Genomic DNA, 25531 nt, shown 5'->3' with positions numbered 1-25531 from the left:
TTTGTAATGTGTATGATAATAACCAGCGGTTACCTTCATCATAGATATAAAAAAGGATATATGAAAGACTAAATGCAATTGTAAGTGTAAATTCAACTAGATTGTTGTGTAAGAGTCTTTTCTACTTGGCTACTTTGAAAGTGGAATTTAACTTTTCACTTCAGCGGGCTGTTGTATTGCCTTATTTTTCTTGCTAATAAAAGGATATTTGATATAATATAGAGAATTACAGAAAAGAGGGAGATTATGCTGGAAACAAAACGACTCATTCTTCGACCATGGCAGGTTGAGGATGCGGAAAGCTGCTATCGGTATGCGAAAAATCCAAACATCGGGCCCAAAGCGGGATGGCCGGTGCATGATAGTGTGGAAAACAGCCGGGAAATCATACGGACAGTGCTGTCTGCGCCGAATACCTTTGCCGTTGTGCTGAAGGAAACCATGGAGCCTGTGGGAAGCATCGGACTGATGATTGGTAAGCAGAGTAATCTGGCGATTGCGGATGATGAAGGAGAAATCGGCTATTGGATCGGAGAACCGTACTGGGGTCAGGGGCTGATACCGGAAGCGGTGAAGGAGCTTATGCGCTTTGGATTTGAGGACTGTCAGTTAAAAACATTATGGTGCGGATATTTCGACGGTAATGAAAAATCCAAACGTGTACAGGAGAAATGCGGCTTCCATTATTTACGCAGTGAGGTAAGGGAATGGCCACTGATTCAGCAGACACTTACAGAGCATATCCTGTATGTCACAAAAGCAGAATGGGAAAAAAGGCGCATAGCTTAATAATATAACATACCTGAAACCAGATATCTTTTTGAAGAAGAATAACGGGATTTTGAACAGCCGGGAAATCAGCTGAAGAAATCTCTTTTTCTTTCCGTGTCATAAGGCCTTATCCCTTAATGCGTTCATACCATATGATCTATATGTTTTTTTTCAGAGTCTAAGGCATTTCTATCATATGGGTTACAGAATCAAAACACTTTTTCATTTAGTCCTGAGAAAATCACTTTTGGGCTTGACAGTAAATTCATACGATAGTAGAATAGAGAGGAATGGAGAGTGAGAAGATGAGCAAATAGATAAGAGACCCAGCAAACGAACTGTTTAAAATAAACTTTTTTCGTATGTGTCAATTATCTGCTTACAGCCTGCTTAAAAGGAGGCGATGCTCATGCTTATTCTAAAGCACCTTACTATCCGTGATAGTAAACATCACACACTGATTAACGATTTAAATTATTCCCTGGGAAATGACGATAAGGTAGGAATTATCGGCGAGGAAGGGAATGGAAAATCCACACTGCTAAAGGCGGTTTATAACCGAAATCTAATTGAAGACTATGCAACTGTGAGTGGTGAAATTGATACAGATTATAAAGAAATCGGATATTTTGAACAGCAGCTTTCCAGTCAATGGGAGGATGCTTTTCTTTTTGATTATTTATTGAAGGAAAAAAGTGAAGATGAAATCCAGCCGGAACGATACAATGATCTGCAGGGCTGTGAAACACTGTGCGCACAGCTGGGTTTAAAAAATGAACTTTTGTATGGAGAACAGAGGATAGGAACATTAAGCGGTGGAGAGAAGGTGAAGCTGCAGCTGTTGAAGCTAATGCTGCGTAAGCCAAAGCTGCTTCTGCTGGATGAGCCAACCAATGATCTTGATATTCAAACTTTACAGTGGCTGGAGGATTTTTTGAAAAATTTGCATATTCCTGTATTGTTCATATCGCATGATGAAATTTTGCTGAGCAGGTGTGCAACTGTAATTCTGCATCTGGAGCAGCTGAATAAGAAAAACCAATGCCGTCATACAATTTTTCACGGAAATTATGAGGAATATGTGAAGCAGAGGTGCAGCCGGCTAAAAAAGGAAGCACAGGAGGCATCCGCACAGAGGCGGGAATACCGCAGGAAAAAAGAGAAGCTGAATGACTTTATGAATGCGGTGCATGATGCGCAGAACGATACGGTGCGCAGTCCGTTTTATGCGGCTGCCCTAAAGACAAAAATGAGAAATCTGAAGGCACAGGATCGCAGGCTGGAGAAGGAGGGCTATGCGCATGTGGACAGCGTGGAGGAGGCGATCGATGTTTTCTTCCAGTGTGAAGGCTTTCCAAAAAGCCGACGTATCCTTGAGTTTCATTTGGAGGAATTGAAAACAGACGTAAGTACGCTTCTGCAGGATATTCACATAACACTTTATGGTAGACAGAAGACGGTGATAGCCGGTGAAAACGGATGTGGAAAAAGTCTGTTGATGAAGGAAATTCATAAAGTATTGAAATCTCATACGGATATTCGTCTCGGCTATATGCCGCAGAATTATGCAGAAGCATTTTCAGCAAAGGACACACCGGTGACATTTTTGCTGGAAGCCTGTGACAGGGACGATATAACAAGAGCGCGGGAATTGCTCGGACGGATGAAGTTCACCAGAGAGGAGATGGAGCATTCCGTATATCAGCTGAGTGAAGGGCAAAAGGCGAAGCTGTATCTGCTGCGGTTCATTAAGCAGGGCTGCAATGTCCTTCTGCTGGATGAGCCGACACGGAATCTGTCTCCGCTGACAAGTCCTATCATACGCCGTATTCTGAAGGACTTTCCAGGCTGTATTCTGGCTGTATCCCATGACCGGCTGTTTATACAGGAGGTGTTTGATTCTGTTTTGTATGTTGCACAGGGTGAGCTGCAGGAGCTGGAAACCGAACAATTTATGGAAGCACTGGGCTAACACGGATTATACAGGCTGTTCATGGTATGGCAATGCAAACGGGGAATGCCTCCCGCTGTGTCGATCTGTTGTTTTATGGAAAATGATCGCATACACAAAGCAAAGCCATTGCAGAATTAGCATTGACAGCCCCGTCATTTTGTGGTGTAATATTTTCGTACAAAAAATGGGGTGCCTACGTATGGCTGAGATCGGAGATCATCCGGGACCCAAGGAACCTGATACGGGTAATGCCGGCGTAGGGATTTTATAGGGAACACAGCAGGACGGAAGCTTATGCTGTTATCATCCGGAAAAAATCATAGAAGCTGACACCGTAGCGGGCGTACAGCTTTTTTTACATATAGGAGGATAACACAATGTACACTACACAAATGGATGCTGCCAGACAGCATATCATCACTGAGGAAATGAAGGCTGTCGCTGCCTATGAACAGATGGAGGAGACAGAGGTTTGCCGGTTGGTCGCTGCCGGACAGCTGGTGATCCCGGCAAACAGACATCATACATGCCGGAAATCCTATGGAATCGGAAGCATGCTGAAGACAAAAATCAATGTGAATCTGGGGACGAGCAGAGATTGTCTTGATTTGGACATGGAGATGGAAAAGGTACGGCATGCCGTGCAAATGGGAGCTGAGGCCATTATGGATTTAAGCTCCTTTGGCGATACGCAGACATTCCGTAGAAAGCTGGTTGCGGAATGCCCGGCAATTCTTGGTACCGTGCCGATATATGATGCCCTGGTATATTACCATAAGGCATTGAGGGATATCACTGCACAGGAATGGCTGGATGTCTTTCGTATGCATGCAGAGGACGGTGTTGATTTTATGACAATTCACTGTGGAATCAACAGGCAGACTGCACAGCGCTTCAAACAACAGAAGCGAATTACGAACATCGTATCCCGCGGTGGCTCCATCATGTTTGCCTGGATGGAAATCACCGGGAATGAAAATCCGTTTTATGAGTATTTTGATGAAGTTTTAAGGATATGCAGAGAGCACGATGTCACGCTTTCGCTCGGAGATGCCTGCCGCCCTGGCTGCTTGGAGGATGCCGGGGATATTGCACAGATGGAGGAGCTTGTTACGCTGGGAGAACTGACGCAGCGTGCATGGGCACAGGATGTGCAGGTCATTATCGAGGGACCGGGACATATGCCGCTTCATCAGATTCAGGCGAATATGGAGCTGCAGAAAACAATCTGCAAGGGGGCACCGTTTTATGTGCTCGGTCCAATTGTTACCGATGTCGCACCGGGCTATGATCATATCACTGCGGCGATCGGCGGTGCAATGGCGGCAGCCTACGGAGCCAGCTTTTTATGCTATGTGACACCGGCAGAGCACTTGTCTCTTCCTGATGTCGATGATGTTAAGGAAGGAATCATTGCAAGTAAAATTGCTGCACACGCGGCGGATATCGCCAAGGGAGTAAAGGGAGCTATGGATTGGGACCATCAAATGGCTGTAGCACGCGGTAATCTGGATTGGGAACGTATGTTCGCTTTAGCAATGGATCCGGATAAGGCCAGAGCATACCGTGCCCAGTCTGCACCGGAGCGTGAGGATACCTGCACCATGTGCGGGAAAATGTGTGCTATCCGCAATATGAACAAGCTTCTGCGCGGTGAAATCGTTGATATCATGGAAGAGGACTAGCAGTTTTACGCAGGAGCTGCTGCGGCTTTCCGGCAGGTTGATATCTTGTACGCATGTTCGTGAAATTATGTCAGTGTAAAAAATCATGAACAAGCGGCGAAGGAAAAGCAGGAACAAACGCCGAAAGGTAATGAAAGAAAGCGGTTTAGAAAACTTACTGTAACATACAATAGCTTTACCGATATACAGGGGAAGCTATCATACGCAAGATATAAAATACACAGAAGTAACAGGAACAGCATAAACATTACAGGATAACAAGAAGTAACAGGAAAAGCATTGACAGGCCCCTTGAATACTATATAATGAAGATGATAGGGATGTGGTCATATGTCTGAATTTATTGTCAGTAAGCGGATGAAAGATGTGGTTGAGTTTGATAAAACCAACAAAAAGCTGAGATTCCTGCTAGATGAGGGAGATCAGGTATACTATTACAAGGACTTGGAGACGATCGGTATATCCTGCGAGTATCATCATAATCTGAAAAAAGCCCTTGCGCATAATCTGGTGTTTCCCACCTATGCGGAAGGGAGGCAGTTTGTGCGCGTAGGTATTCGTATGAAGGTGCGGATGGGACAGTCTGTTTTTGTACATGTATCTGAGGACATCGTGGATAAAGGTACCCTGCAGTATCATGAGGACATGCGTACAGCTCGGGAAATTGTAAGTTTACTGAAGAAGTGCCGTGCAAAGGCGTAGCATAGAAAGCATAAACAGGCCGGTAACCGAAAGGCAGTGATTCATGCTCAAATGCGGGTATAATCAAAACATGGAGGATTCCATACGATTGTATGTATCAATCGGAATTGAATTCTCCTTTTCGTAAACCCGCTAACGTAAGAAAGAATCCGGATCGTACACGTTGCCTTTCAGCTTTTGGAATATTGCGAAAACGGATGATTCATTCTGCCTTGGAGCGTGCAGAGAGTACTTCATAATATACAGTGTGCTGTCGGTGCAGTTACCTGCAAAGGGAGAACGGTTTCCTATCACTTTCTGCTTCCCTGATGTTTTGCTTATGGTGATGCTTTGCCCTATCGGCAGCATCCGGATATCGGTATGGTTATCAGCAGCTCGCAGTTCATGAACGTAAAAAGAGAGGACAGAAAAGCATGCTTCTGATACGATGTATGCAGGCATGAAGCTGTGTGGGATGGAGAAACAGAGGTGCGTATTTCAAAATTGGTAAGACGATTTAAAATGGCATCCATGATAACATGCCCGCACGCGGCGAATGGAGGAAGTATATATGTGTGGAGAATTTGATCTATTTGTGGATCGTGTGGATCCCCGCTATCAGAGCCATGTTTCGGAAATTCATTCAGAATTGATGAAGCGGGGATGCAGGCTTGAGATGAAGACAGCCAAAAGCGGTTTTGTTGTTTCCTATATACGTAAGGATACGAAAAGAACACTGGCTACCTTTGTTCAACGTAAATCAGGTATAAAGCTTCGAGTTTTCGCAGATCATATCGCTGAGTTTCAGGAGCTTTTAAATGCATTTCCAAGAAGAATGAAAACGGAAATCCGTAAGGCCTCAGTATGTAAACGGCTGCTGGATCCAAATGACTGCAATCCAAGGTGCAGGATGGGCTACACCTTTGTAATGGAGCGTGAGCAGTATCAGAAATGCCGCTACATGGCGTTCCTTCTGACCTTAAATGAGGAAAGTCATCCGTATATTTTGCAGCTTTTACATAAGGAACTCGACCGTGTGGACAGCGAAAGCTGAGGATAGGAGAGTGGCCTTTACCGTTTGTCGGTGAATGATCGGCAGGGGAGGATGAAACAGTATCTATGATAAGAAGTCACAGCCACGGACATACCCGACAGGCTGTGATTTTATCGTGCTTCAGTGTCTATGCGCTTGTCTGTTCTTTTTTTGCTTATACATGAACAGGTTAAGGCGATACCTAAGCGCTGAATAGAATTTCAAAATGTTGAATAAGATATTGAAGAAAAATAAGAATAGTAATATAATGAGGGTGTAAGAAGGGGAAACCCGGAAAGGAGAAGGCGATGAATCCGAAATTTACTCCCAGTAAAACTGTTCGCGATGTTATTCAATTTGATAAGGAGCATAAGCAGTTACGTTTTCTGATGGATGAGGAGAAGGTCATACCCTACCGGGAAATCAGCAGCTGTTCATTGAAAAATCAGTATTACAAGAAAAGCTCGGTATCTCAGCTTGCCAATCTGTTTACAATCAATGGGATCCTGGCAAGTGAAAATCAGGAGCTTCGGGTTTGCATTGAAGTGAAGCTGAAGGATGATACCAGGGTATACGGGTATGTTTCCAGGGACATCATACGTCCCAATCTTTCACCATATCATGAGGATGTAGCGACGGGGCGATATATTCTGAAGCTTATTCGCAAGGTCATCGCAAGAGAACAGCAGACAGCATCAGCCGCATGAAGCCATGCGGTTTTTTCTTTTTCGGCATGTGTCAGCTTGTGGAAAAGCCCTGCTTATCGGATTGGTAATATTTTATATAAATAGTTGCATGCGCAACTATTGTCTGCTATACTAAGGTAGTTGTTTTTTATGAGAGGTAGGACAATGGCACATATCAGTAAAAATGCTTCCATCGTATATCGCAGCTCACAGGCCTTTTTCGATGAAACGCTGGCGCCGTATCAAATTGGCTGCGGCCAGCAGTTTTTTCTGATGCGAATTTATGAACAGCCGGGAATCAGTCAGTTTGAGCTGGCGGAAACCGGAAGCTTCGATAAGGGAACCTGTGCCAGAGCCGTAAAGAAGCTGGAGGAGCTCGGCTATCTGCGGCGGGAAACAAGAAGCAGTGACCGAAGAAGCGTGCAGCTGTACCTGACAGGGCAGGGAGAGCAGCTGGTACCGGTGATACAAGGTATGCTTCTGGAATGGAATGCAATCCTTTGCCGTACCCTGCAGGCGGATGAAAAGGAACAGGCAGAAAGGCTGCTGGATGAAATTGCAGGAAATGCAGCAGCGTACATAAAACGATGAAAGGGAGTGCAGAATTATGGAACAGACCATGAAGGAAATAAGAACAAAGAATCCGCTGGGATATCAGCCGATTGGCAGACTGCTGATGAAATTTGCCATCCCGTCTGTGATTTCTATGCTGGTGAATGCAGTATATAATATCGTGGATCAGATATTCATCGGACAGGGAGTAGGCTATCTGGGGAATGCGGCTACAACGGTTGCATTTCCTATTGTTACGATTATACTGGCGGTAGGAACCATGCTGGGGGCAGGCGGAAGTGCCTATGCGGCAATCAAGCTGGGGGAAAAGAAGGAAGAGGAAGCGGAGAATACACTGGGAAATGTATTTATTCTGCTGGTGGGAATCGGGATTGTACTGACCGTGATCGGTTTGGTTTTTCTGGATCCGATTCTGACAATTTTCGGTGCAACGCCGAAGAATATGGGGTATGCGAAGGATTATGCGAGCATCATACTGCTTGGTACGGTTTTTAATCTGCTCGGTATCGGTCTCAGCAATATGGCGCGTTGTGATGGCAGTCCGAATGTTGCCATGTACAGCATGGTCGCAGGGGCATTGTTAAACTGTGTTCTGGACCCGATTTATATATTTGTATTTCACTGGGGTGTGCAGGGAGCTGCGATTGCGACCATCACCTCACAGATTATCGCAACAATAATCCTGCTGTATTATTTTACGCGAAAGGGAAATATGCGCCTGCGTCTGACACATACGCGGTTGAACCCAACCATTTGTAAAATGGCGTTTTCTCTGGGAATCTCCAGCTGTATCACACAGCTGTCCTCGACAATTCTGCAGATTGCCATGAATAATTCGCTGGTATATTATGGAAATCAGACAAGCGTCACTGGGGATGTTGCACTTTCCGCAATGGGCATCGTCATGAAGATATCCATGATCATCGTATCCATCTGTATCGGTATCGGTATCGGTGCACAGCCGATTTTGGGCTTTAACAGAGGAGCGAATCAGCCGAAGCGTATCAAGCGATGCTATCGGCTCGCAAGCAATATCGCAACAGCTGTCACAACGGTAGGCTGGGCGATGTTTATGCTGATTCCGCATATCATTCTGATGCTGTTTGGTAGTGCAGATGCCAATTTTACAGAATTCGCAATCAAGGCGATGCGTATCTTTGATCTGGGAGTATTCTGCGCAGGCTTTCAGGTAACCTCCACCTCCTATTTCCAGGCGACCGGACAGCCGATGAAGGCAAGCATACTGTCTTCTCTGCGACAGCTCGTACTGCTGATACCGCTGATTCTCCTTCTGCCGCTGCATTTCGGGCTGGACGGTATCCTGTATGCCGGACCGATTGCGGATATCACGAGTGCTGTCATCATTTTCTTCTTTATTCATCATGAAATGAAGAAGCTGGATGTGCAGATAGTACAGGAAAGCGGAGAAGAGCTTGGGGTATACAGTGAACCGATTGCATGATATAAGATAACTTACATATCTGGAAAAGACGCGGAATGCGTCTTTTTTAACAATCTAGGAGAAATCTAGTTGTTTTAAGTATATATAAGAACTGCAGACAGTAGTAAATAAGTGATAAAGTTGGAACATGTTTATCTTGTCAATACTATTCAGGATAGCGTTTTCATAGTATAATAACTATAATAAAATTCATGAAAACACGGTAAATACAGGCTTATTTTAAAATGTTAAAAATTGTCATACAAGGGTGTGCCAAACATGAATTTCATTTCGTTGTTTTTCCCCTCTCCCCCTTTTATACTGTAAGTGTAAAGAGGAAAGGTTTACAGAAAGAAGGGAACTATTTATGAAAGAAAACGTACAGAGGTCTGGCCGCTTCCTGAGTGGAATGGTCATGCCGAACATCGCAGTATTCATCGCCTGGGGATTTATCACTGCTTTGTTTATTCCAACCGGCTGGATGCCGAATGAAACACTGGCACAGATGGTTGCGCCAATGCAGCGCTTCCTGCTGCCGACACTGATTGCCTATACCGGAGGTAAAATGGTTTATGATGTGCGGGGCGGTGTGGTAGGAGCTGCCGCTGCCATCGGTATTCTGGCGGGAACAGAGGATCCGATGTTTATCGGTGCCATGATTGCCGGTCCATTGGGCGGCTGGCTCATGAAGAAGGTGGATGGTTTGTTTGCGGGGAAAATACCGGCAGGCTTTGAAATGCTGGTCAATAACTTCTCGGCAGGAATTCTTGGTGCACTGCTTGCTGTCTTCGGATGCCTTGCAATCGAACCGCTTTGTGTCGGTATCAAGGATGTTCTGGTAATCTGTGTTGACTTCCTGGTGAAACGCAGTCTTCTGCCGCTGACGTCTCTGTTTGTGGAGCCTGCGAAGATTTTATTCCTCAATAATGCAATCAATCACGGTGTCTTCACACCACTGGGAATGGACCAGGTTGCGGAAGCAGGAAAATCGATTTTCTTCCTGATTGAAGCTAACCCGGGTCCTGGTTTGGGACTGCTGCTTGCTTATAGCTTCTTTGGAAAGGGAGCTGCAAGAAGCAGTGCGCCAAGTGCAGTCATCATTCATTTCCTTGGCGGTATACATGAAATTTACTTCCCCTATGTACTGATGAATCCGCTGACTGTTCTGGCGGTGATGGCAGGCGGTATGTCCGGTGTCTTTATCAACAGTATCTTCAACTCCGGTCTGGTATCTGCCGCATCTCCGGGAAGCATCATCGCAATTTTGGGAATGTGTGCGAAGGACAGCTATATCGGTGTGATTCTGAGTGTAATCGTTGCAGCTGCCGTATCCTTTGTAATTGCAGCCTTCATCCTGAAATTCAGCAATAAAAACACAGACGACAATGCCCTGGAAGAAGCAAGTGCCGCCGTCAGCTCCATGAAAAGTGAAGCCAAGGGTGCAAAGCCTGCGGGTACTGTAAGCAAAATCGTATTTGCATGTGATGCCGGAATGGGAAGCAGTGCCATGGGGGCAACAACCCTGACAAAGAAGCTCAATGCGGCGGGAATGAAGGTAACGGTTGAGCATTTCGCGCTGGATGATGTTCCAAAGGATACCCAGGTCATCGTTACGCATAAATCCCTGGTGGAGCGGGCTGAAACCCGTTGTCCAAACGCTTTGATCTTCCCAATCACCAATTTCATGGGCGGGAAGGAGTACGATGAAATTGTAGCACAGCTTACAAAATAATATAACACCGGTATATCACTGACAAGTATACCGTTATAAGAAAGGAATTGATTGCTATGAGCTATCCGAAGGGCATGATCTATTCGTCACGGTTAAAGAAAATATTACAAATAATCATAGAAACAGACGGGTATGTCAAGGTGGAGGAGCTTGCCAAACGGCTGAAAACAAGCTCAAGAACCATCTTTCGGGAGCTTCGGCATATCGATGATGAATTAAAGGAATATCATGTCCGTCTGGTATCGAAGGCCGGTATGGGGATTCATATGGAGGGCTCGTATGAGGATAAGGAGGCGCTTCGTCAGGAGCTGAATACCGAGCAGATTCAGTATCTGAATAAGGAGGAACGCCAGCACCTTTTGATATTCGAGCTGCTGCGAAGCGATGAGGTTCAAAAGCTTTTGCATTACGGCGCATTGTTTCAGGTGAGTGAAGCTACCATATCCAATGATCTGGACAGTATAGAGCCGTGGTTTCGACAGCATGATCTGTCTCTGATTCGCAAGCCGGGCGTCGGTGTGGGTGTTCAGGGGGAGGAGGCTGTCCTGCGAAAAGCGATGACACAGCTTCTGCAGGAGGATTTACAGAGCAAGGAAAGCTATGAAAGTGTGAATTTTCTGGATTCCCAGACACTGCTTACCGAGATATTTCTCCATCAGGATGCAGGTATTCTGAATATGCTGAATCAGGATATTCTGAAGCGGATTCTGGACGTGTTTCAAACAAATCAGCATGAGCTGAATCTGGACCGCTATGCACAGGCATCCTATATCGGTCTGATTATGCATCTGGTGATTGCTATCGAACGCATCCTGAAAAACGAGGAGCTGAAGGATGGCGGTGATGTTGTAGCCATGGTGCAGGAGGATGCCAGCTATCAGCAGGCACAGCAGATGGCACATGTTCTGGAGCTGGAATTTGATATCGATATACCCGATGTGGAAATTGCATTTATCGCACTGCATATCCGGGGAGCTAAAATCAGCAGGGTCGAATACGACAGTCTGCAGGATGAACCGGCACGGCAGCTCCGCGATGTTCTGTATGCCATGCTGCAGACCTATGATGAGGAAAAACGCTATCTTCTTATGGAGGATGAGGAGCTCTTTCAGGGGCTGTTGACACATCTGTCACCGACGATCACCCGTCTGCAGCATGATCTGCCCATCTATAATCCACTGCTTTCGCAGATACAAACGGAATACCGGGAATTATATGAACAGACGAAGCAGGCATGCCGTGTTCTTGAAAATTACTGCGGCGTGTCAATCAGTGCGGATGAAACAGGCTTTATCACCATGCATATCGGGGCATCACTGGAGCGTATGCAGCATACTGCAATTCATCGCCGTGTGATTCCCATCGGTGTTGTGTGTGCGAGTGGAATCGGTGTCAGCGCCATGCTGTCCGCGCGTATTCAGAAAAGCTTTCATCCGGATGTAAGGCTGCAGATATTTTCCATGGAGGATGTCCAGCGCCATGCATATGACGATGCAGAGCTGCTGGTTTCCACCTTCTCGCTGGATGTTGCGGACCGGGAAGTGATTGTCGTAACACCGCTGCTGAATCAGCAGGATATTCACAATATACGAACGGCACTTACCTGCCGTCAGGAGCTGAGTGAGCCGATTCAAAAAGCAGTGCAGCCTGTCAGTGAATTTCGCGAACAGCTGCGCCTGCTGCATACCATCAGTGAGGAAAGTCTGCTTCTGTTGGACCACATCCGGCTGCATATCAGCGACAGTGACACACTGTCCCAGCTCCTGATTGAAAGTGCAGAATATATCGGAAAGGATGCAGCCGCAGTTGAGCAGATACGTGCCGATCTACAAAAGCGTGAGAGCATGGGGCCGGTGATTATGCAGGATTTGCAATTTGCCCTGCTGCATACCGCAACCAGTGCAGTGGATACGATGGAAATTCTTCTTCAATATCCCAGGCATGCATGGAGCGCAGAGGCGAAGAATCTGAAATTTGCCGTAGTTATGCTTGTGAATACACAGGCCGGCAGGGTTCGGAAGGAGCTGTTGTCCCTGTTCTCCAGAGGTCTTGTGGAATCTGAAACGCTGCTGGAAGCCGTCTGTACACAGGATATCGAACGAATAGAAGAGGCACTGAGTCAGCTGATCATGGAGTACATGGATACAGCGGTTGCATGGTAGAAAGGAGACTGTGATGGGCTTATTTCATAAACATAAAGAACGCGCGGCTCTGGAGGACCTGCATATCTGTTTTTTATGTGATGCAGGCATGGGAAGCAGCGCAATGGCCGCAGGTCAGCTGCAGAAAAAGCTGAAGGCACATGGTATCAGCTGCCGTGTGAAAAACTGTGCGATTGATGAAGTGGCATCGGATGCAGAAATTCTGATATCCCATCAAAACTTTGCACAGCGGATACAGAAGCAGTTTCCTACTGTACGTTACTACAGTGTACAGGGGTTTATGAACGATGAAGAATACGAAAACATAGTGGAGGATATTATGATATTCAGAAAGAAAAAGGAAGAGAAGAAAAACAACATACTGGAAAAGAGCAACATTCTGCTTAACTGCCGTGCAGATAACAGTGATGAAGCCATCGTGGCTATGGGAAAACTGTTACAGGGTGCGGGATATATCGACGAAGGCTATATTCAGGGCATGCTGAACCGCGATCACTCACTGACAACCTATATCGGAAACGACATCGCGATTCCCCATGGGGAATATGAGGTAAAGGACTGTGTTAAAAAGACAGGGATTGCTGTGATGATTTATCCGGATGGCATCAGGTGGGCGGATGGCAGAGCACGGATTGTGATTGGCATTGCCGCTAAAAATGATGATCATATGGCGATCCTTGCCAATATTGCAGAGAAGCTTGGAGAAATGGAAATGGTCGAAAAGGTTGTCGCTGGCGATGTTGAAACCGTGTATGAGATTCTGGCAGGTGATGCGGCATGATACTTACGGTAACCTTTAATCCGGCAATTGATAAAACAGCAGAGGTGGATGAACTGATTCCCGGCGGACTGAATCGACTGCGCAATGTTATGCAGGATGCGGGGGGAAAGGGCATCAATGTATCCAAAACCATACATGCTTTGCAGGGAAAAAGTGTTGCGACAGGATTTCTGGCAGGCTCAGCCGGTGAATATATCCGGAAGGTTTTAAACGGGCTTGCTATTGATAATGATTTTGTATGGGTGGAAGGTATGACACGTACCAATCTGAAGGTACTGGATCATGAAATGGAGCTTACCGAATTAAATGAAGCAGGACCTGTTATCACGGAAACGGAAATCAAGCAGCTGAAGGATAAAATCCTGTCGCTCCTGCATCCGAATGATTTCGTGGTTTTGAGTGGAAATGTATCTGCACAGGTTCGTAAGGATATTTATCGTGAGCTGATTGAGCTTGTAAAGCAGCAGGGAGCCCGTGTGATACTGGATGCGGATGGGGAGCTGTTTGCCCAGGGGATACAGGCAAAGCCGTATGTGATCAAACCGAATAAATACGAGCTTGCGACCTACTTCGGTGTTTCACAGGACTGTTCGAATGAGGAAATGATTTCACTCGCGAAAACACTGCTGAATGAGGAATGCCGTCTTGTTGTCGTATCCATGGGAAAGCAAGGCAGTATCTTTCTGAGTCATGAGGGAATCTATCAGGCAGAGGCTTTGCACATTCAGGCACATTCCAGTGTCGGTGCAGGGGATGCCATGGTGGCTGCCATCGCCTATGCGCTGGAACAGGATACTCCAATGGAACAGCTGATCGCTCTGTCAGTTGCCTGCAGTGCGGGAGCTGTTATGACGAAGGGAACACAGCCTGCGGAAAAGGCAGTTGTCGAAAAGCTGATGAAGCAGGTCACAATCAAGAAACTGGAGGAAAATTGATATGAAAACAAAAGCAGTACGCCTGTATGGCGTTGATGATATCCGTCTGGATGAATTTGAATTACCGGAAATAAAGGATGATGAGATTCTGGTAAAGGTTGTCAGTGACAGCATCTGTATGTCCACATGGAAAACAGTAAAGCAGGGGGCCAATCATAAGCGTGTTCCCAATGATGTGGCGGATCATCCGATTATTATCGGACATGAGTTTGCGGGGGATATTGTGCAGGTAGGAAAGAAATGGCAGGATAAATTTCAGCCGGGTCAGAAGTTTGCACAGCAGCCGGCTATTCCGGGACAGATGGAAAGTCCGGGATATTCCTATGCGTGGTGCGGTGGCGATACGCAGTACTGTATCTTCCCGAATGATATCATTGAAGCAGGATGTCTTTGGACATTTGAAGGGGACGGCTATTTCGCAAGCAGTGTGGCAGAGCCTGTCAGCTGTGTAATCGGTGGCTACCATACCAATTACCATACGGTACCAGGCACCTATCAGCATGTGATGGGAACCAAAAAAGGCGGTAATATCATTATCCTTGGCGGCTGTGGACCGATGGGACTGGGGGCAATCAGCTATGGACTTACCTTTGAGAATAAACCAAAGCGTATCGTTGTTACAGAAATCAATGATGATCGTATCAATCGTGCAAGAGAAGTCATCAGCGAGGAAGAAGCGGCAGCGCATGGAGTGGAGCTTATATATGTAAATACTGCCACTATGCAGGATCAGGTAAAGGAGCTCATGGCACTGACTGAAGGAAAAGGCTATGATGATGTCTTTGTGTATATTCCAAACCGTGCGGTTTGTGAAATGGGAAACAGTATCATGGCATATGACGGCTGTATGAATCTGTTTGCCGGACCGACAGATATGAAATTCTCATCCATGATCAATCTGTATGACTGCCATTATTCCAGAAGTAAAATTATCGGTTCCACCGGTGGAACGATTGATGATATGAAGGAAGCGATTGAAAAAGAGGCACAGGGGCTGATCAAATCTGCGGTCATGATCACTCATGTCGGAGGCTTGGATTCCGTAGTGGAAACAACAAAGAATCTGCCGGATGTTTCCGGTGGTAAAAAGCTTGTTTACACACACATCAATATGCCAATGACGGCTATCGATGATTTCGCTAAGCTGGGAGAACAGGATCCGTTCTTTAAGGAGCTGGATGCTGTATGTAAGAAAAACAGGGGATTGTGGAGTGCAGAGGCAGAGAAGATACTGCTGAAGCATTTCCGGTAAAGAAAAATTGAATATACGAAAGAGATTGATAAAGACTTCATATAGATAAGAACTTTATTATTTCATGTCACAAAAAGACAGCACAGTGCGGATGCTGTCTTTTGATGCTGGGGAAAAGAAAACAGCTTAACAGGCAGATTCTCATGGTAGTCTGTGGGTGATAGAATAACCGCTTATCCATGGATTTATAGGATATGCTCCTGCTGCTTTTTTATCGTTCCCGCTTTCAGAAATCGATGTAGATGCTATCAGAATAGCATATCTCCTGAAAAAGATTTGTTTTCGGAAAAGAAGACCTTGTTGAAAGGGGTTTCTCTTGTTTGTGCCTATCTTAAGTGGTAAACTGATGGTATATATCAAAGGAGGAGCTCACATGAGGTTATTAACAAGGTCGGATTTCGATGGATTGGCGTGTGCCGTGTTTCTGAAGGAAGCAGGCGTTATCGATCATTGGAATTTGTACATCCAAAGGACTTGCAGGATGGTCTGGTTGAGGTTACGAGGGAGGACTGTCTTGCGAACGTACCGTTTGTGGAAGGCTGCGGTCTGTGGTTTGATCACCATTCCAGTGAAGAGGAACGAAATGCATACAAAGGAAAATACAGGGGAGAGAGTCGAACATCTCCAAGCTGTGCGCATATCATATATGATTATTATGGCGGCAGAGAACGGTTTCCAGGATATGATGATTTACTGGAAGCAGTGGATAAGGTGGACAGCGCCAATCTAAGCATAGAGGAGGTGCTGCATCCCAATGACTGGATTCTGCTCGGTTTTATCATGGATCCCCGCACCGGTTTGGGACGGTTTCATGATTTCAGAATCAGCAATTATGCTTTAATGGAAGAAATGATTGACTGGTGCAGGACAAAGGATATCCATGAAATTATGGCAGAAGCAGATGTCAGAGAGAGAATTGAACTGTATTGGGACCAGAACGATAAATTTATCGACATGTTGAAGGCACATACAACCGTCGAAAACAGGATTATCATCTCAGATCTGCGAGGTGTAAATCCTATTTATACCGGAAATCGATTTCTGATTTACAGTCTGTATCCAGATGCCAATATCTCTGTGTGGATTGTGAACGGTAAGGGTGGGAAGGGCTGTTCTGCAGCTGTTGGCTACAGTATACTGAACAGAACCTGTACGATTGATGTCGGGGCATTGATGCTGAAATATGGCGGTGGCGGTCACCGTGTTGTCGGTACCTGCCAGTTTTCGGATGATACAATGGAAGAGAAGCTGGAAGAACTACTGAAGGATATGAAAAGGTTGAATGACTGAATGAATGCTTCTGAAGTGAGCAAAAAGGACCTGAGTGTCCTTTTTTTGATTTTAAGCATACTTCTTCTGCATGCCTAAAAGAGAAATTTATATATGCGTAGACAAGGGATATTCGATAAGAAACAGGGAATGCCCGCGTAATGATTTTTGTCATTACGAAGCTTCTGAAATAAGATACATTGGAATTATTCAACATCAGCTGCTTGATTTTTGTGTATAAATACTCTGCGCCTTACCGAAAAAAAGCAATACCTGTGTTAATGCACAGGTATTGCGCTCAAATAAACATTATACTTTTTCAAACATATCCTTTGGAACTGTACAGATTGGACATTTGTAATCATCGCTTTCTTTTGCGATATCGCCCTCATAGATATATCCGCAAATGGTACAGCGGTAGCGTACATCCGCAGCCTGCTCTTTGACGGGCTCCTGTGCAGATGCATCCTCCACCTTTTCAAACATATCCTTTGGAACTGTACAGATCGGACATTTGTAATCATCACTTTCTTTCGTGATATCGCCCTCATAGATATAACCACAGATGGTACAGCGATAGCGTACATCCGCAGCCTGCTCTTTGACGGGCTCCTGTACAGGTGCATCCGCTTGATACATAGCTTCATAGCGGGATGGATCCTCCTGTAAATCGTTTCTTGCTTCATAATTTGTATGCAGCAGAGCCTCAGCAAGGTCACTCAGCGGCTTTCCATAGAACTCTTCATATACCTGTTGTATATGCGGATTATCATGGGAGTTGCGCAGTGTAATGGTGCTGTCCTTATCATACAGGGACTGAATTCTTGCCTTCCGAACAGTATCCATATCCTCGCCGATATGCTTTGTCTGTCCGCCGCCTGAAATACAGCCGCCCGGACAAGTCATAACCTCGACAAAATCAAAATGCTCACCGCTCTCTTTTATATGATGCAGAAATTTTCTGGCATGATCGGTTCCATGAACAACCGCCACCTTCAAAGGCAGCTCCTGAATCGTCAGTTCAGCCGTTTTAACACCCTCTAAACCACGCACAGCCTGCAGCTGGAGAAGATCTTCCTGCGGCTGCTTTTTTGTCAGAAAATAATATGCGCTGCGAATCGCCGCTTCCATAACACCGCCGGTGTTTCCAAAGATAATGCCCGCACCGCTTCCTCTTGGCATTAAAGAATCATAATCGCTTTCCTCTACGCTTTCCAAATCCAGATTGCACGCTCGCATCCAGCTCGCCAGTTCCCTTGTTGTGACGACACGGTCGCAGTCCTGTCCTGGCTTGCGGTCCAGATAATTTGCGGCATCACTCAATTCCTCTCTCATGATTTCAAACTTTTTCGCTGTACATGGCGTGATGGCTACAACGTAAATATCATCTGCATCCAGACTTTCCTTCTCCGCAAACCATGTTTTGACGGTTGGCGCAAACATGGAAATCGGGGACTTGCTGGTGGATATGTTAGGCAGCAGCTCCGGGTAATAGGTTTCTGCAAATTTCACCCAGGCAGGGCAGCAGCTGGTAAACTGCGGCAGCGGCTGTTTCGTCTGTATACGCTCAATTAACTCACTTGCCTCCTCCATGATTGTTAAATCTGCGGCAAAGGTGGTATCAAACACATAATCGAATCCAAGTGCACGAAGACTGCCTACCATCTGCTTTTCTACATAGCTTCCCGGCTGCATACCGAATTCCTCTCCCAGAGAAACGCGGACACTTGGCGATGTGATGGCGATTACGGTTTTACTGCTGTCCTGAATGACAGACTGTACCTGCATCCAGTCCTGAATTTCTGTGATGGCACCGGTAGGGCAGACATTGGCGCATTGTCCGCAATGAATGCAGATAGCTGTGTCACCGGTTTTTAAAAGGTCGTAATGATGACCGACGGAAATCTGTTTCTGACATACGTCCCGGCACTGTCCGCATTTGATACAAAGACTTTCGATTCTGCGAATGGCCGGGTTTCCTTCCTCGATTGGAACCCGTACATCCATGGATAAATGTTTACTCATATGCTTATCTCCTCTATAACTAAATTAAGAATGATTCTTAATTGTAATTTAATTTTACCTTTTTCTGGAAAGGAAGTCAACTGTATTTTTATGTCTTTCGTGTAATCTGTAATCAGCTATTAAAATAGGTTGTGAATTTACCGCTGCACAGCGGCAAATGTAAATTTTTAATGAATGAAATAAAGGTGTAAGATAAAGGCAGTTAAAGAAGGAGTGAGATTATGATGATTGATACCGAGCAATATTCTTTTCAGCTGATATTACACAGCGGGAATGCGCGCAGCACTGCCTATGAAGCATTACAGCTTGTAAAAAGCAATGCATTTAAGGAAGGTGAAAAAAAGCTGAGCATAGCGAAAGAAGAAATGGTGGAGGCACAAAAGCTCCATGCGAAGCTGCTGCGCATCATGGCTAATCAGGAAGGTGAGCTGGATATGAATCTTCTACTGATTCACGCAGAAGATCACATTGCTTCCTCCTCCATCGCTGTGGAGATGAGTGGAGAGCTGATTGAGTTATATGAGAGGATGGAAAACTATGAGCGATAAATTTTTATGGGGTGGTGCGAGTGCCTCCTACCAATGTGAGGGGGCATGGAATCTGGATGATAAAGCAGAATCTATGTGGGATCATTACCTGCATGAAGAAGGGCTGGAAAACGGAGATATTGCAAGTGATCACTATCATCGGTTTGAAGAGGACATTCGTATGATGAAAGAGGGCGGGCAGAATGCATACCGTTTTTCGTTATCGTGGCCTAGAATCATTAAAAATAAAGCAGGTGAGATAAACGAAAAAGGAATTGCTTTTTATCACAGGCTGCTGGATGCCTGTCATACATATGGAATTGAACCGTTTGTAACACTGTATCATTGGGATCTTCCACAGTATTGGGAGGATTGCGGAGGCTGGCAGAATGAAGAAGTTTGTGAGGCCTTTGAAACCTATGCCAGAGTATGCTTTGACAATTTTCATGAGAAGGTAAATCATTGGGTTACGTTCAATGAGCCGAAATGGTTTATAGCAAGCGGTTATTTAATTGGTAATTATCCGCCATGCAGACAGGATCCACAGGCGATGATTCATGCGGCTTATCATGTTATGTATGCCAGTGCACTTGGTGTTCGTGCATTCCGTCAGGGAAAATATCCCGGAACGATTGGTATTGTGCACAGCTTTACACCGGTGAACGGGGTCGATGACACGGTAAATACAAGGATCGCCATGCGCTATGCAGATAATTATTGCAACAACTGGATTCTGGATACTGCCGCCAAAGGAGAAATTCCGGTTGATTTGCTTAGTGAGCTGTCTAAAACGTATGATCTTTCAATGATAAAGCCCGCACAACTGCAGATTATCAAAGATTACACCGTTGATTTCCTGGGATTGAATTATTACTCGCGTACGCTGGTCAAGCCGTATACAGAAGGAGAAACCACCTTTATTGTGAACAATAGCGGAAAGCAGGGAAAGGGAAGCAGCAAAGTGATTGTCAAAGGCTGGTTTGAACAGGTTATGCATGATCCTGCCAGTACCTATACGGAATGGGATACTGAAATTTATCCAAAGGGACTAAAGGATGGTCTGCTTGAGGTGAAGAAGAAATACAATCTACCTGTCTATATTACAGAAAACGGAATCGGAATGTATGAGGATGTTACAGTGAAACAAGTGGAGGATGATTATCGTATATCCTTTATGAAGGATCATTTGCAGGCAATGCATGAGGCGATGGAGGCCGGTGCTGATGTACGCGGATATTTCGCATGGAGCTCCTTTGATTTGTATTCCTGGAAGAATGGTTGTGAAAAGCGGTATGGCCTGGTTGCCGTAGATTTTGAAAACGGGTTGCAGCGCAAACCGAAGAAGAGCTATTACTGGTTTAAAAATATGATTGAGCAGCAAAAGAGCTGAGACAGGGAGGAAAGACTATGAAAAAGATTATGCTGGTATGCAATGCGGGAATGTCAACAGGAATGCTGGCGAAACGTATTCAGGAGGCGAGTGAAGGTACGATGGAGGTTCATGCCTATGGGGAGGCAGAGTTCATCAATTATATGGATGGAGTGGATTTGATTCTGGTGGGTCCGCAGATTCGTCATCAGATTCCGACAATAGAAGCACAGGTAGCAGTTCCGGTTAAAGCCATTGCACCACAGCATTACGGGATGATGGATGGCAAGGGTGTATATAAAGAAATCAAAAAAATACTGAAAGACTGATGTATAGAAGGAGGAGAACAGTTATGAGTTTCGCTACATTTAACGAGAAGATAGAAAAACATATTCTGCCGCTGGCTAATAAGTTAAGTTCACAAAGGCATTTAAAAGCAATACGTGATGCATTCATTTCCTTAATGCCGATTACACTGATGGGTGGGGTGGCTGCCGTCATCGGTGCAGCACCGGTTACAGAGGAGACAACAAACGGCTTTCTTCTGGCATGGGCATCCTTTGCACAGGATAATGCTACGCTGCTGTCATGGATCAACGCATTAACACTGGGGGGAATGGCGGTTTATGTATGTATTGGTATTACCTATTTTCTGACGAAGCATTTCAAGCACGATGTATTGATGCCTACCATGCTTTCTGTATGTGGGTTTCTAATGCTCGTACTAACACCGCAGCAATTAGGCTGGGATGGAAAGATTGCGGAGATTTCCTATATGGATGGGCGCGGTCTCTTGCCGGCGATCATCATTGCGATTTTCACAGTAGAAGCATACCATTTCATGCGTTCCCATAATTGGGGAAGGATAACCTTACCGCCAAGCGTACCGGCATCATTATCTGAAACATTTGCATCACTGGTACCGGGCTTTATCATCATTTCATGCTATGTGGCAGTGTATGCTGTATTCCATGCGTTTAACACAACCTTTCCGGGGTTTATATACGGGGCGATGGCTCCTTCTTTCCAGGCAGCGGACAGTCTCCTGTTTACAGTGATTATGACCCTGCTGGTACACTTCTTCTGGTTTTTCGGTATCCATGATGCTGCCTTAGCTGGTGTATTGGGACCGATTCGTGATGGAAATCTGTCAATCAATGCAGCGGCGAAAGCTGCCGGAGAAGCTCTGCCACATGTATTTACAACACCATTCTGGGTATATTTCGTCATTATCGGAGGCTGCGGTTCTCTATTAGCATTAGCGATTCTGCTTGTCCGCTCAAAATCAAAGCAGCTGAAAACAGTGGGGCGTATTGGCATACTCCCATCCTTCTTCGGTATTGGTGAACCGATTATCTTCGGTGTGCCGATTATGCTGAATCCGTTTTATCTCATACCGTTTCTTATGACATCAACAGTGAATGCAGTCATAGCTTTTACCTTGATGAAGTATAACATCATAGGAAGAACATTTGCCATGCTTTCGTGGCAGATGCCATCCCTTCCGGGAGCATTTCTGTCAACGATGGATATTCGTGCACTGTTCCTGATTATTGCTCTGATTATTCTTGACATTGCCATGTATTATCCGTTCTTCAAGGCACATGAAAAACAGTGTGTTCGTTTGGAAGCCATGGAAGAAACAGAAGAATAAAACTATGTGAAAAGCACATCTCTGATGTGTTTTTTCGATATCTGAAATTTATGAAGAGGAGACTATTGCTATGAAGATATGTGAAGTTACAGCACTGCTGGAACAGGAGGGCACCTGGGTGCGCCGCAATATGAAAACAAGAGATCATCTTCTGTTTGGAGATGATCAGCAGGAAGTGGGACGAATCGGAATATGCTGGGTAGCGAGCAAAGGCGCGATACTGGCAGCAGTGAAACAAAAGGTCAATTTCATCATAACGCATGAAAATCCGTTTTATCAATGCTCTACACAGATGCATACAGCTGCAATCAAAGCGGCAGAAGAAAAGAAAAGGATATTGCAGGAGCATGGAATCAGCGTTTACCGCTGTCATGATGTGTGGGACTGTATTAAGGAATACGGCGTTGCAGATCAATGGGCTTTCAGGCTTGGATTCAAATTTGAAGAGCGTATTGTATCCTCTTACTATCAGGCGGCATCCATACCTGAAATGACTGCGGAGGCACTGGCACATCATGTCGCTAAAGTCTTACGTCAGGATGGTGAACAAGGAGTTTATATGTTTGGGGATCCACAAAAAAAGATTCATCGAATTGCCATCGGATGTGGCGCCGCAACGAATCTTTATGAGCTTCTGGAATTTTATCCGGATGCGGTCATCGTTAGTGACGACGGCATCAACAATTATGATGCTGCACAGTATGCAATCGATCAGCATATTCCAATGATTGTTGTAAATCACGCAGGCTGTGAGATAGCGGGATGCAAGGCTATGGTGCCATGGCTGATGAGACATTTACACAGCAGTTCCATCTGTTATCTGGATGAAGGTTACACGATTCACTATTATACAACAAATAGCTAAAGTGAGCTGAAGGTATCCAGAAAGCCGGATAATGTGGTCTGACGCAGCAGCAGCTTGACGTTGCTGACATCATTGAGAAGACTTACCAGCTGTTCAAAGATATCCTCGAAATCACGATTATGCCCGGGACATAAGGAGAATAGAAAAATGATACGAACCTTCTTACTCTGCCATACAATAGGATGCTTAAGTGTACATACGGCAATAGCATTGCGAAATGCACATTTCTCAATGGGATGAGGTATCGCGAACAGGTTCCCATATGCTGTGGGGGCGATCCGTTCTCTTTCTATGACTTTGTCATAGAATTCTTCATCACAGCAGCCTGCTTCCATGAGTCGGTCGCATAAAAAACGGATTACATCCCGATCACTGGTAAAATCCATTTCTGTAAAAAAGAGCTGTTCATCAAAAAACTGTCCAAGCTGCTGCAACCGCTTGGAGGGATGTTCTTCCTTTGATAGCAGCATGAGAATCTGTTCGATTTCCGCATCATGCAAGAAATTACTGCAGGTGTATATCGGGATATCTGTATGCAGCTTCATAGGCATGGTTGAAACGATTAGATCTGCTGTAAGCTCGTCAATCTGAGATGTTTCAAAGATGGATACACATCGAATGACCTCAATAAGAAAATGACTGGTAGCATTTGTCAGCCTTGATATCAAATATTGATTTTGTGCTCTGCCCAAAGAGGTGATCAATATGATTTTTCTGGTCAGTTTCTGCTGGATTTTTTCTACCGCATTCATGAGGTGCAGTGTCAGATAACCTATTTCATCCTCAATCAGCGCACAATGAAATTTTTGCTGTATACGGGATGCTACATAAACACTCATATCATATAAAAGTGGAAAATGCTGTTTTGTATCCTGAATGAGAGGATTGCTTAAAAAGGAATTGGTTTTTATACGTGCATCAAGACCCAGTAGGTGAACAAGCAGGCTGTCACGGAAGGATTCGTTCTGTGACAGGTCGATATCATAAATCTGCTTGATATCCCTTATAATATCCTCAATAAACTGTTCGTAATCCTGAATTTTTTCTGATGTAATCCGAGATATTTTCCCTGAAAACAGCAAGGCTAGATAATTTAATTCCGAGGAGGACAGGATGATATGCTGCTGTTCATATAAGCCTTTGTAAAATTCTTCAGCCAGCTTTTGTGATTTTTCTTCTGCTTGTTCTTTGGGGTTATTGATGTCCCAGCCCTTTGCAATGCGTTCCATCATAACAGCGATATGAAGAATAAATGAAAAAATCTCAAAATCCCGCATGCCCAGATGGTGCTTTCGATTAAAGCTTACGATGTAGCTTTTTAATTCTAAAATATTGCAGGAGCTGAAGAAGCCTGTGTAATTGCGGATATCAAAATCATATTCCTGAATCTCATGAACGAGGAAGCAGGAATATACAAGTCTTCTCTGTTTCTCATCACAGTCTATCTGTACCTGACTGTTGATTCGCTGAATGCTAATGTTTTCGTATCGTGTATGTATGATGTGATTCAATTCCTGCAGGGTTTTATCCAGCGTTGATTCGCTGATGTAGTATGCATCTGCCAGTTCATAGTAATTCACCTGATCGCAGGAAAGCAGTTGCTTCAGAATATGAAACTTTCGGCTGCCACTATCAGACTCTACATCCATCACGTCGTCTGGAAGCTGATTATTTGGATTTAATTGATAGCCTTTTCCCTTCCAGGAGAGTATGAACGGTTCGTCGAACAGATCATTGATCTGCCGAATTTCATTGCGAATGGTACGCTGCGATAGCTGCAGATCCTTTGCTAAATCGTCCGCTCTGCGGAATTCACTGGGATGATTGTGCAGACATGCAACCAGTTTTTTCTGTCGTTTTGTCATTTGTAGCATTTATGCTCACCTCATATGTCCATTATACCGATTCATATATCTTTACACAAGCTATATTCCGCTTATCTGGGATAAGAGGGTGGAGAAGGCGGTAGTTCACTTTGAAAGAGATGCGAACACGTGAAAAAGATAGCTAGTTCATGCCTCTACCTATAATCATAGAAAGCGGATATACTGCAGATTAAACAATTATGAAGAAAAATATAAAAGCGTATTGACTTGGTGTTTGCCGTGCCCTGATGCTGGAGGATATTCAGCACTG

21 protein-coding genes and 1 riboswitch are annotated in these 25531 nt (G+C 45.0%); of the genes, 19 read left to right on the top strand and 2 right to left on the bottom strand.

Features of this window, described 5'->3' with window-relative positions:
- Window positions 1-246: 246 nt before the first annotated feature.
- The 14 genes from KSZ58_RS19115 to KSZ58_RS19050 all read left to right on the top strand — a co-directional run bounded on the left by KSZ58_RS19115 (window position 247) and on the right by KSZ58_RS19050 (window position 16976).
- The gene (locus KSZ58_RS19115; RefSeq protein ID WP_009270929.1) at window positions 247-789 is read left to right on the top strand and encodes a GNAT family N-acetyltransferase; all 543 of its coding nucleotides are present in this window, start codon (window positions 247-249) and stop codon (window positions 787-789) included.
- Window positions 790-1180: 391 nt separating this feature from the next.
- Complete coding sequence (locus KSZ58_RS19110; protein WP_217752841.1) at window positions 1181-2743, top strand: ATP-binding cassette domain-containing protein; 1563 nt, start codon at window positions 1181-1183, stop codon at window positions 2741-2743.
- Between the two features lie 157 nt (window positions 2744-2900).
- A riboswitch (TPP riboswitch) is annotated at window positions 2901-3005 on the top strand.
- Between the two features lie 97 nt (window positions 3006-3102).
- Window positions 3103-4410: a phosphomethylpyrimidine synthase ThiC gene (thiC, locus tag KSZ58_RS19105; RefSeq protein ID WP_217752840.1), complete on the top strand. Its 1308-nt coding sequence runs from the start codon at window positions 3103-3105 to the stop codon at window positions 4408-4410.
- Between the two features lie 330 nt (window positions 4411-4740).
- A complete protein-coding gene (locus KSZ58_RS19100) occupies window positions 4741-5112 on the top strand; it encodes a hypothetical protein (protein ID WP_008818850.1) in 372 nt (123 codons plus the stop codon).
- A 550-nt stretch (window positions 5113-5662) separates the two neighbouring features.
- Window positions 5663-6145 carry a hypothetical protein gene (locus tag KSZ58_RS19095; RefSeq protein WP_008818851.1) on the top strand — a complete coding sequence of 161 codons (483 nt, stop codon included), beginning with the start codon at window positions 5663-5665 and terminating at the stop codon, window positions 6143-6145.
- Window positions 6146-6432: 287 nt separating this feature from the next.
- Entirely contained in the window at window positions 6433-6831 is a 399-nt protein-coding gene (locus tag KSZ58_RS19090) for a hypothetical protein (RefSeq protein ID WP_008818852.1), read from the top strand.
- A gap of 144 nt (window positions 6832-6975) precedes the next feature.
- On the top strand, window positions 6976-7401 hold the full coding sequence (locus KSZ58_RS19085; protein WP_008818853.1) for a MarR family winged helix-turn-helix transcriptional regulator: 426 nt from the start codon (window positions 6976-6978) through the stop codon (window positions 7399-7401).
- A 16-nt stretch (window positions 7402-7417) separates the two neighbouring features.
- Complete coding sequence (locus tag KSZ58_RS19080; protein WP_008818854.1) at window positions 7418-8845, top strand: MATE family efflux transporter; 1428 nt, start codon at window positions 7418-7420, stop codon at window positions 8843-8845.
- A gap of 346 nt (window positions 8846-9191) precedes the next feature.
- Window positions 9192-10556, top strand: coding sequence for a PTS mannitol transporter subunit IICB (locus tag KSZ58_RS19075; protein ID WP_009270926.1), 1365 nt, complete (start codon window positions 9192-9194; stop codon window positions 10554-10556).
- A gap of 56 nt (window positions 10557-10612) precedes the next feature.
- Entirely contained in the window at window positions 10613-12718 is a 2106-nt protein-coding gene (locus tag KSZ58_RS19070) for a transcription antiterminator (RefSeq protein ID WP_002607534.1), read from the top strand.
- A gap of 13 nt (window positions 12719-12731) precedes the next feature.
- Complete coding sequence (locus KSZ58_RS19065) at window positions 12732-13499, top strand: PTS sugar transporter subunit IIA (protein WP_009270924.1); 768 nt, start codon at window positions 12732-12734, stop codon at window positions 13497-13499.
- Window positions 13496-14434, top strand: coding sequence for a 1-phosphofructokinase (gene pfkB / locus KSZ58_RS19060; RefSeq protein WP_009270923.1), 939 nt, complete (start codon window positions 13496-13498; stop codon window positions 14432-14434). The genes KSZ58_RS19065 and pfkB overlap by 4 nt, the downstream gene beginning before the upstream one ends.
- Before the next feature lies 1 nt (window position 14435).
- Window positions 14436-15686: a zinc-binding dehydrogenase gene (locus tag KSZ58_RS19055; RefSeq protein WP_009270922.1), complete on the top strand. Its 1251-nt coding sequence runs from the start codon at window positions 14436-14438 to the stop codon at window positions 15684-15686.
- Window positions 15687-16136: 450 nt separating this feature from the next.
- A complete protein-coding gene (locus KSZ58_RS19050) occupies window positions 16137-16976 on the top strand; it encodes a hypothetical protein (RefSeq protein ID WP_009270921.1) in 840 nt (279 codons plus the stop codon).
- A 288-nt stretch (window positions 16977-17264) separates the two neighbouring features.
- Here KSZ58_RS19050 and KSZ58_RS19045 read toward each other — a convergent pair whose 3' ends face one another.
- Entirely contained in the window at window positions 17265-18980 is a 1716-nt protein-coding gene (locus KSZ58_RS19045; protein ID WP_008818861.1) for a [FeFe] hydrogenase, group A, read from the bottom strand.
- A gap of 221 nt (window positions 18981-19201) precedes the next feature.
- On the opposite strand from KSZ58_RS19045, the gene KSZ58_RS19040 reads away from it, so the two are divergent.
- The 5 genes from KSZ58_RS19040 to KSZ58_RS19020 all read left to right on the top strand — a co-directional run bounded on the left by KSZ58_RS19040 (window position 19202) and on the right by KSZ58_RS19020 (window position 23395).
- A complete protein-coding gene (locus tag KSZ58_RS19040) occupies window positions 19202-19528 on the top strand; it encodes a PTS lactose/cellobiose transporter subunit IIA (protein WP_002607523.1) in 327 nt (108 codons plus the stop codon).
- Window positions 19518-20897, top strand: a complete 1380-nt coding sequence (locus KSZ58_RS19035) for a glycoside hydrolase family 1 protein (protein ID WP_002607522.1) — start codon at window positions 19518-19520, stop codon at window positions 20895-20897. Before KSZ58_RS19040 ends, KSZ58_RS19035 begins: the two co-directional genes overlap by 11 nt.
- Window positions 20898-20914: 17 nt before the next feature.
- Window positions 20915-21205 carry a PTS sugar transporter subunit IIB gene (locus KSZ58_RS19030; protein WP_002607521.1) on the top strand — a complete coding sequence of 97 codons (291 nt, stop codon included), beginning with the start codon at window positions 20915-20917 and terminating at the stop codon, window positions 21203-21205.
- 23 nt (window positions 21206-21228) lie between these two features.
- Complete coding sequence (locus tag KSZ58_RS19025; RefSeq protein WP_002607520.1) at window positions 21229-22530, top strand: PTS sugar transporter subunit IIC; 1302 nt, start codon at window positions 21229-21231, stop codon at window positions 22528-22530.
- Window positions 22531-22600: 70 nt separating this feature from the next.
- A complete protein-coding gene (locus tag KSZ58_RS19020; protein ID WP_008818863.1) occupies window positions 22601-23395 on the top strand; it encodes a Nif3-like dinuclear metal center hexameric protein in 795 nt (264 codons plus the stop codon).
- Here KSZ58_RS19020 and KSZ58_RS19015 read toward each other — a convergent pair.
- Window positions 23392-25269, bottom strand: coding sequence for a transcription antiterminator (locus KSZ58_RS19015; RefSeq protein ID WP_008818864.1), 1878 nt, complete (start codon window positions 25267-25269; stop codon window positions 23392-23394). The genes KSZ58_RS19020 and KSZ58_RS19015 overlap by 4 nt on opposite strands.
- Window positions 25270-25531: the final 262 nt, after the last annotated feature.

Source organism: Erysipelatoclostridium sp. DFI.2.3 (genome assembly GCF_019132535.1).
GTDB classification, from domain to species: domain Bacteria; phylum Bacillota_I; class Bacilli_A; order Erysipelotrichales; family Erysipelotrichaceae; genus Clostridium_AQ; species Clostridium_AQ innocuum.
The sequence above is the reverse complement of the archived record's forward strand: the minus strand, read 5'-3'. Positions and strand labels throughout refer to the sequence as shown.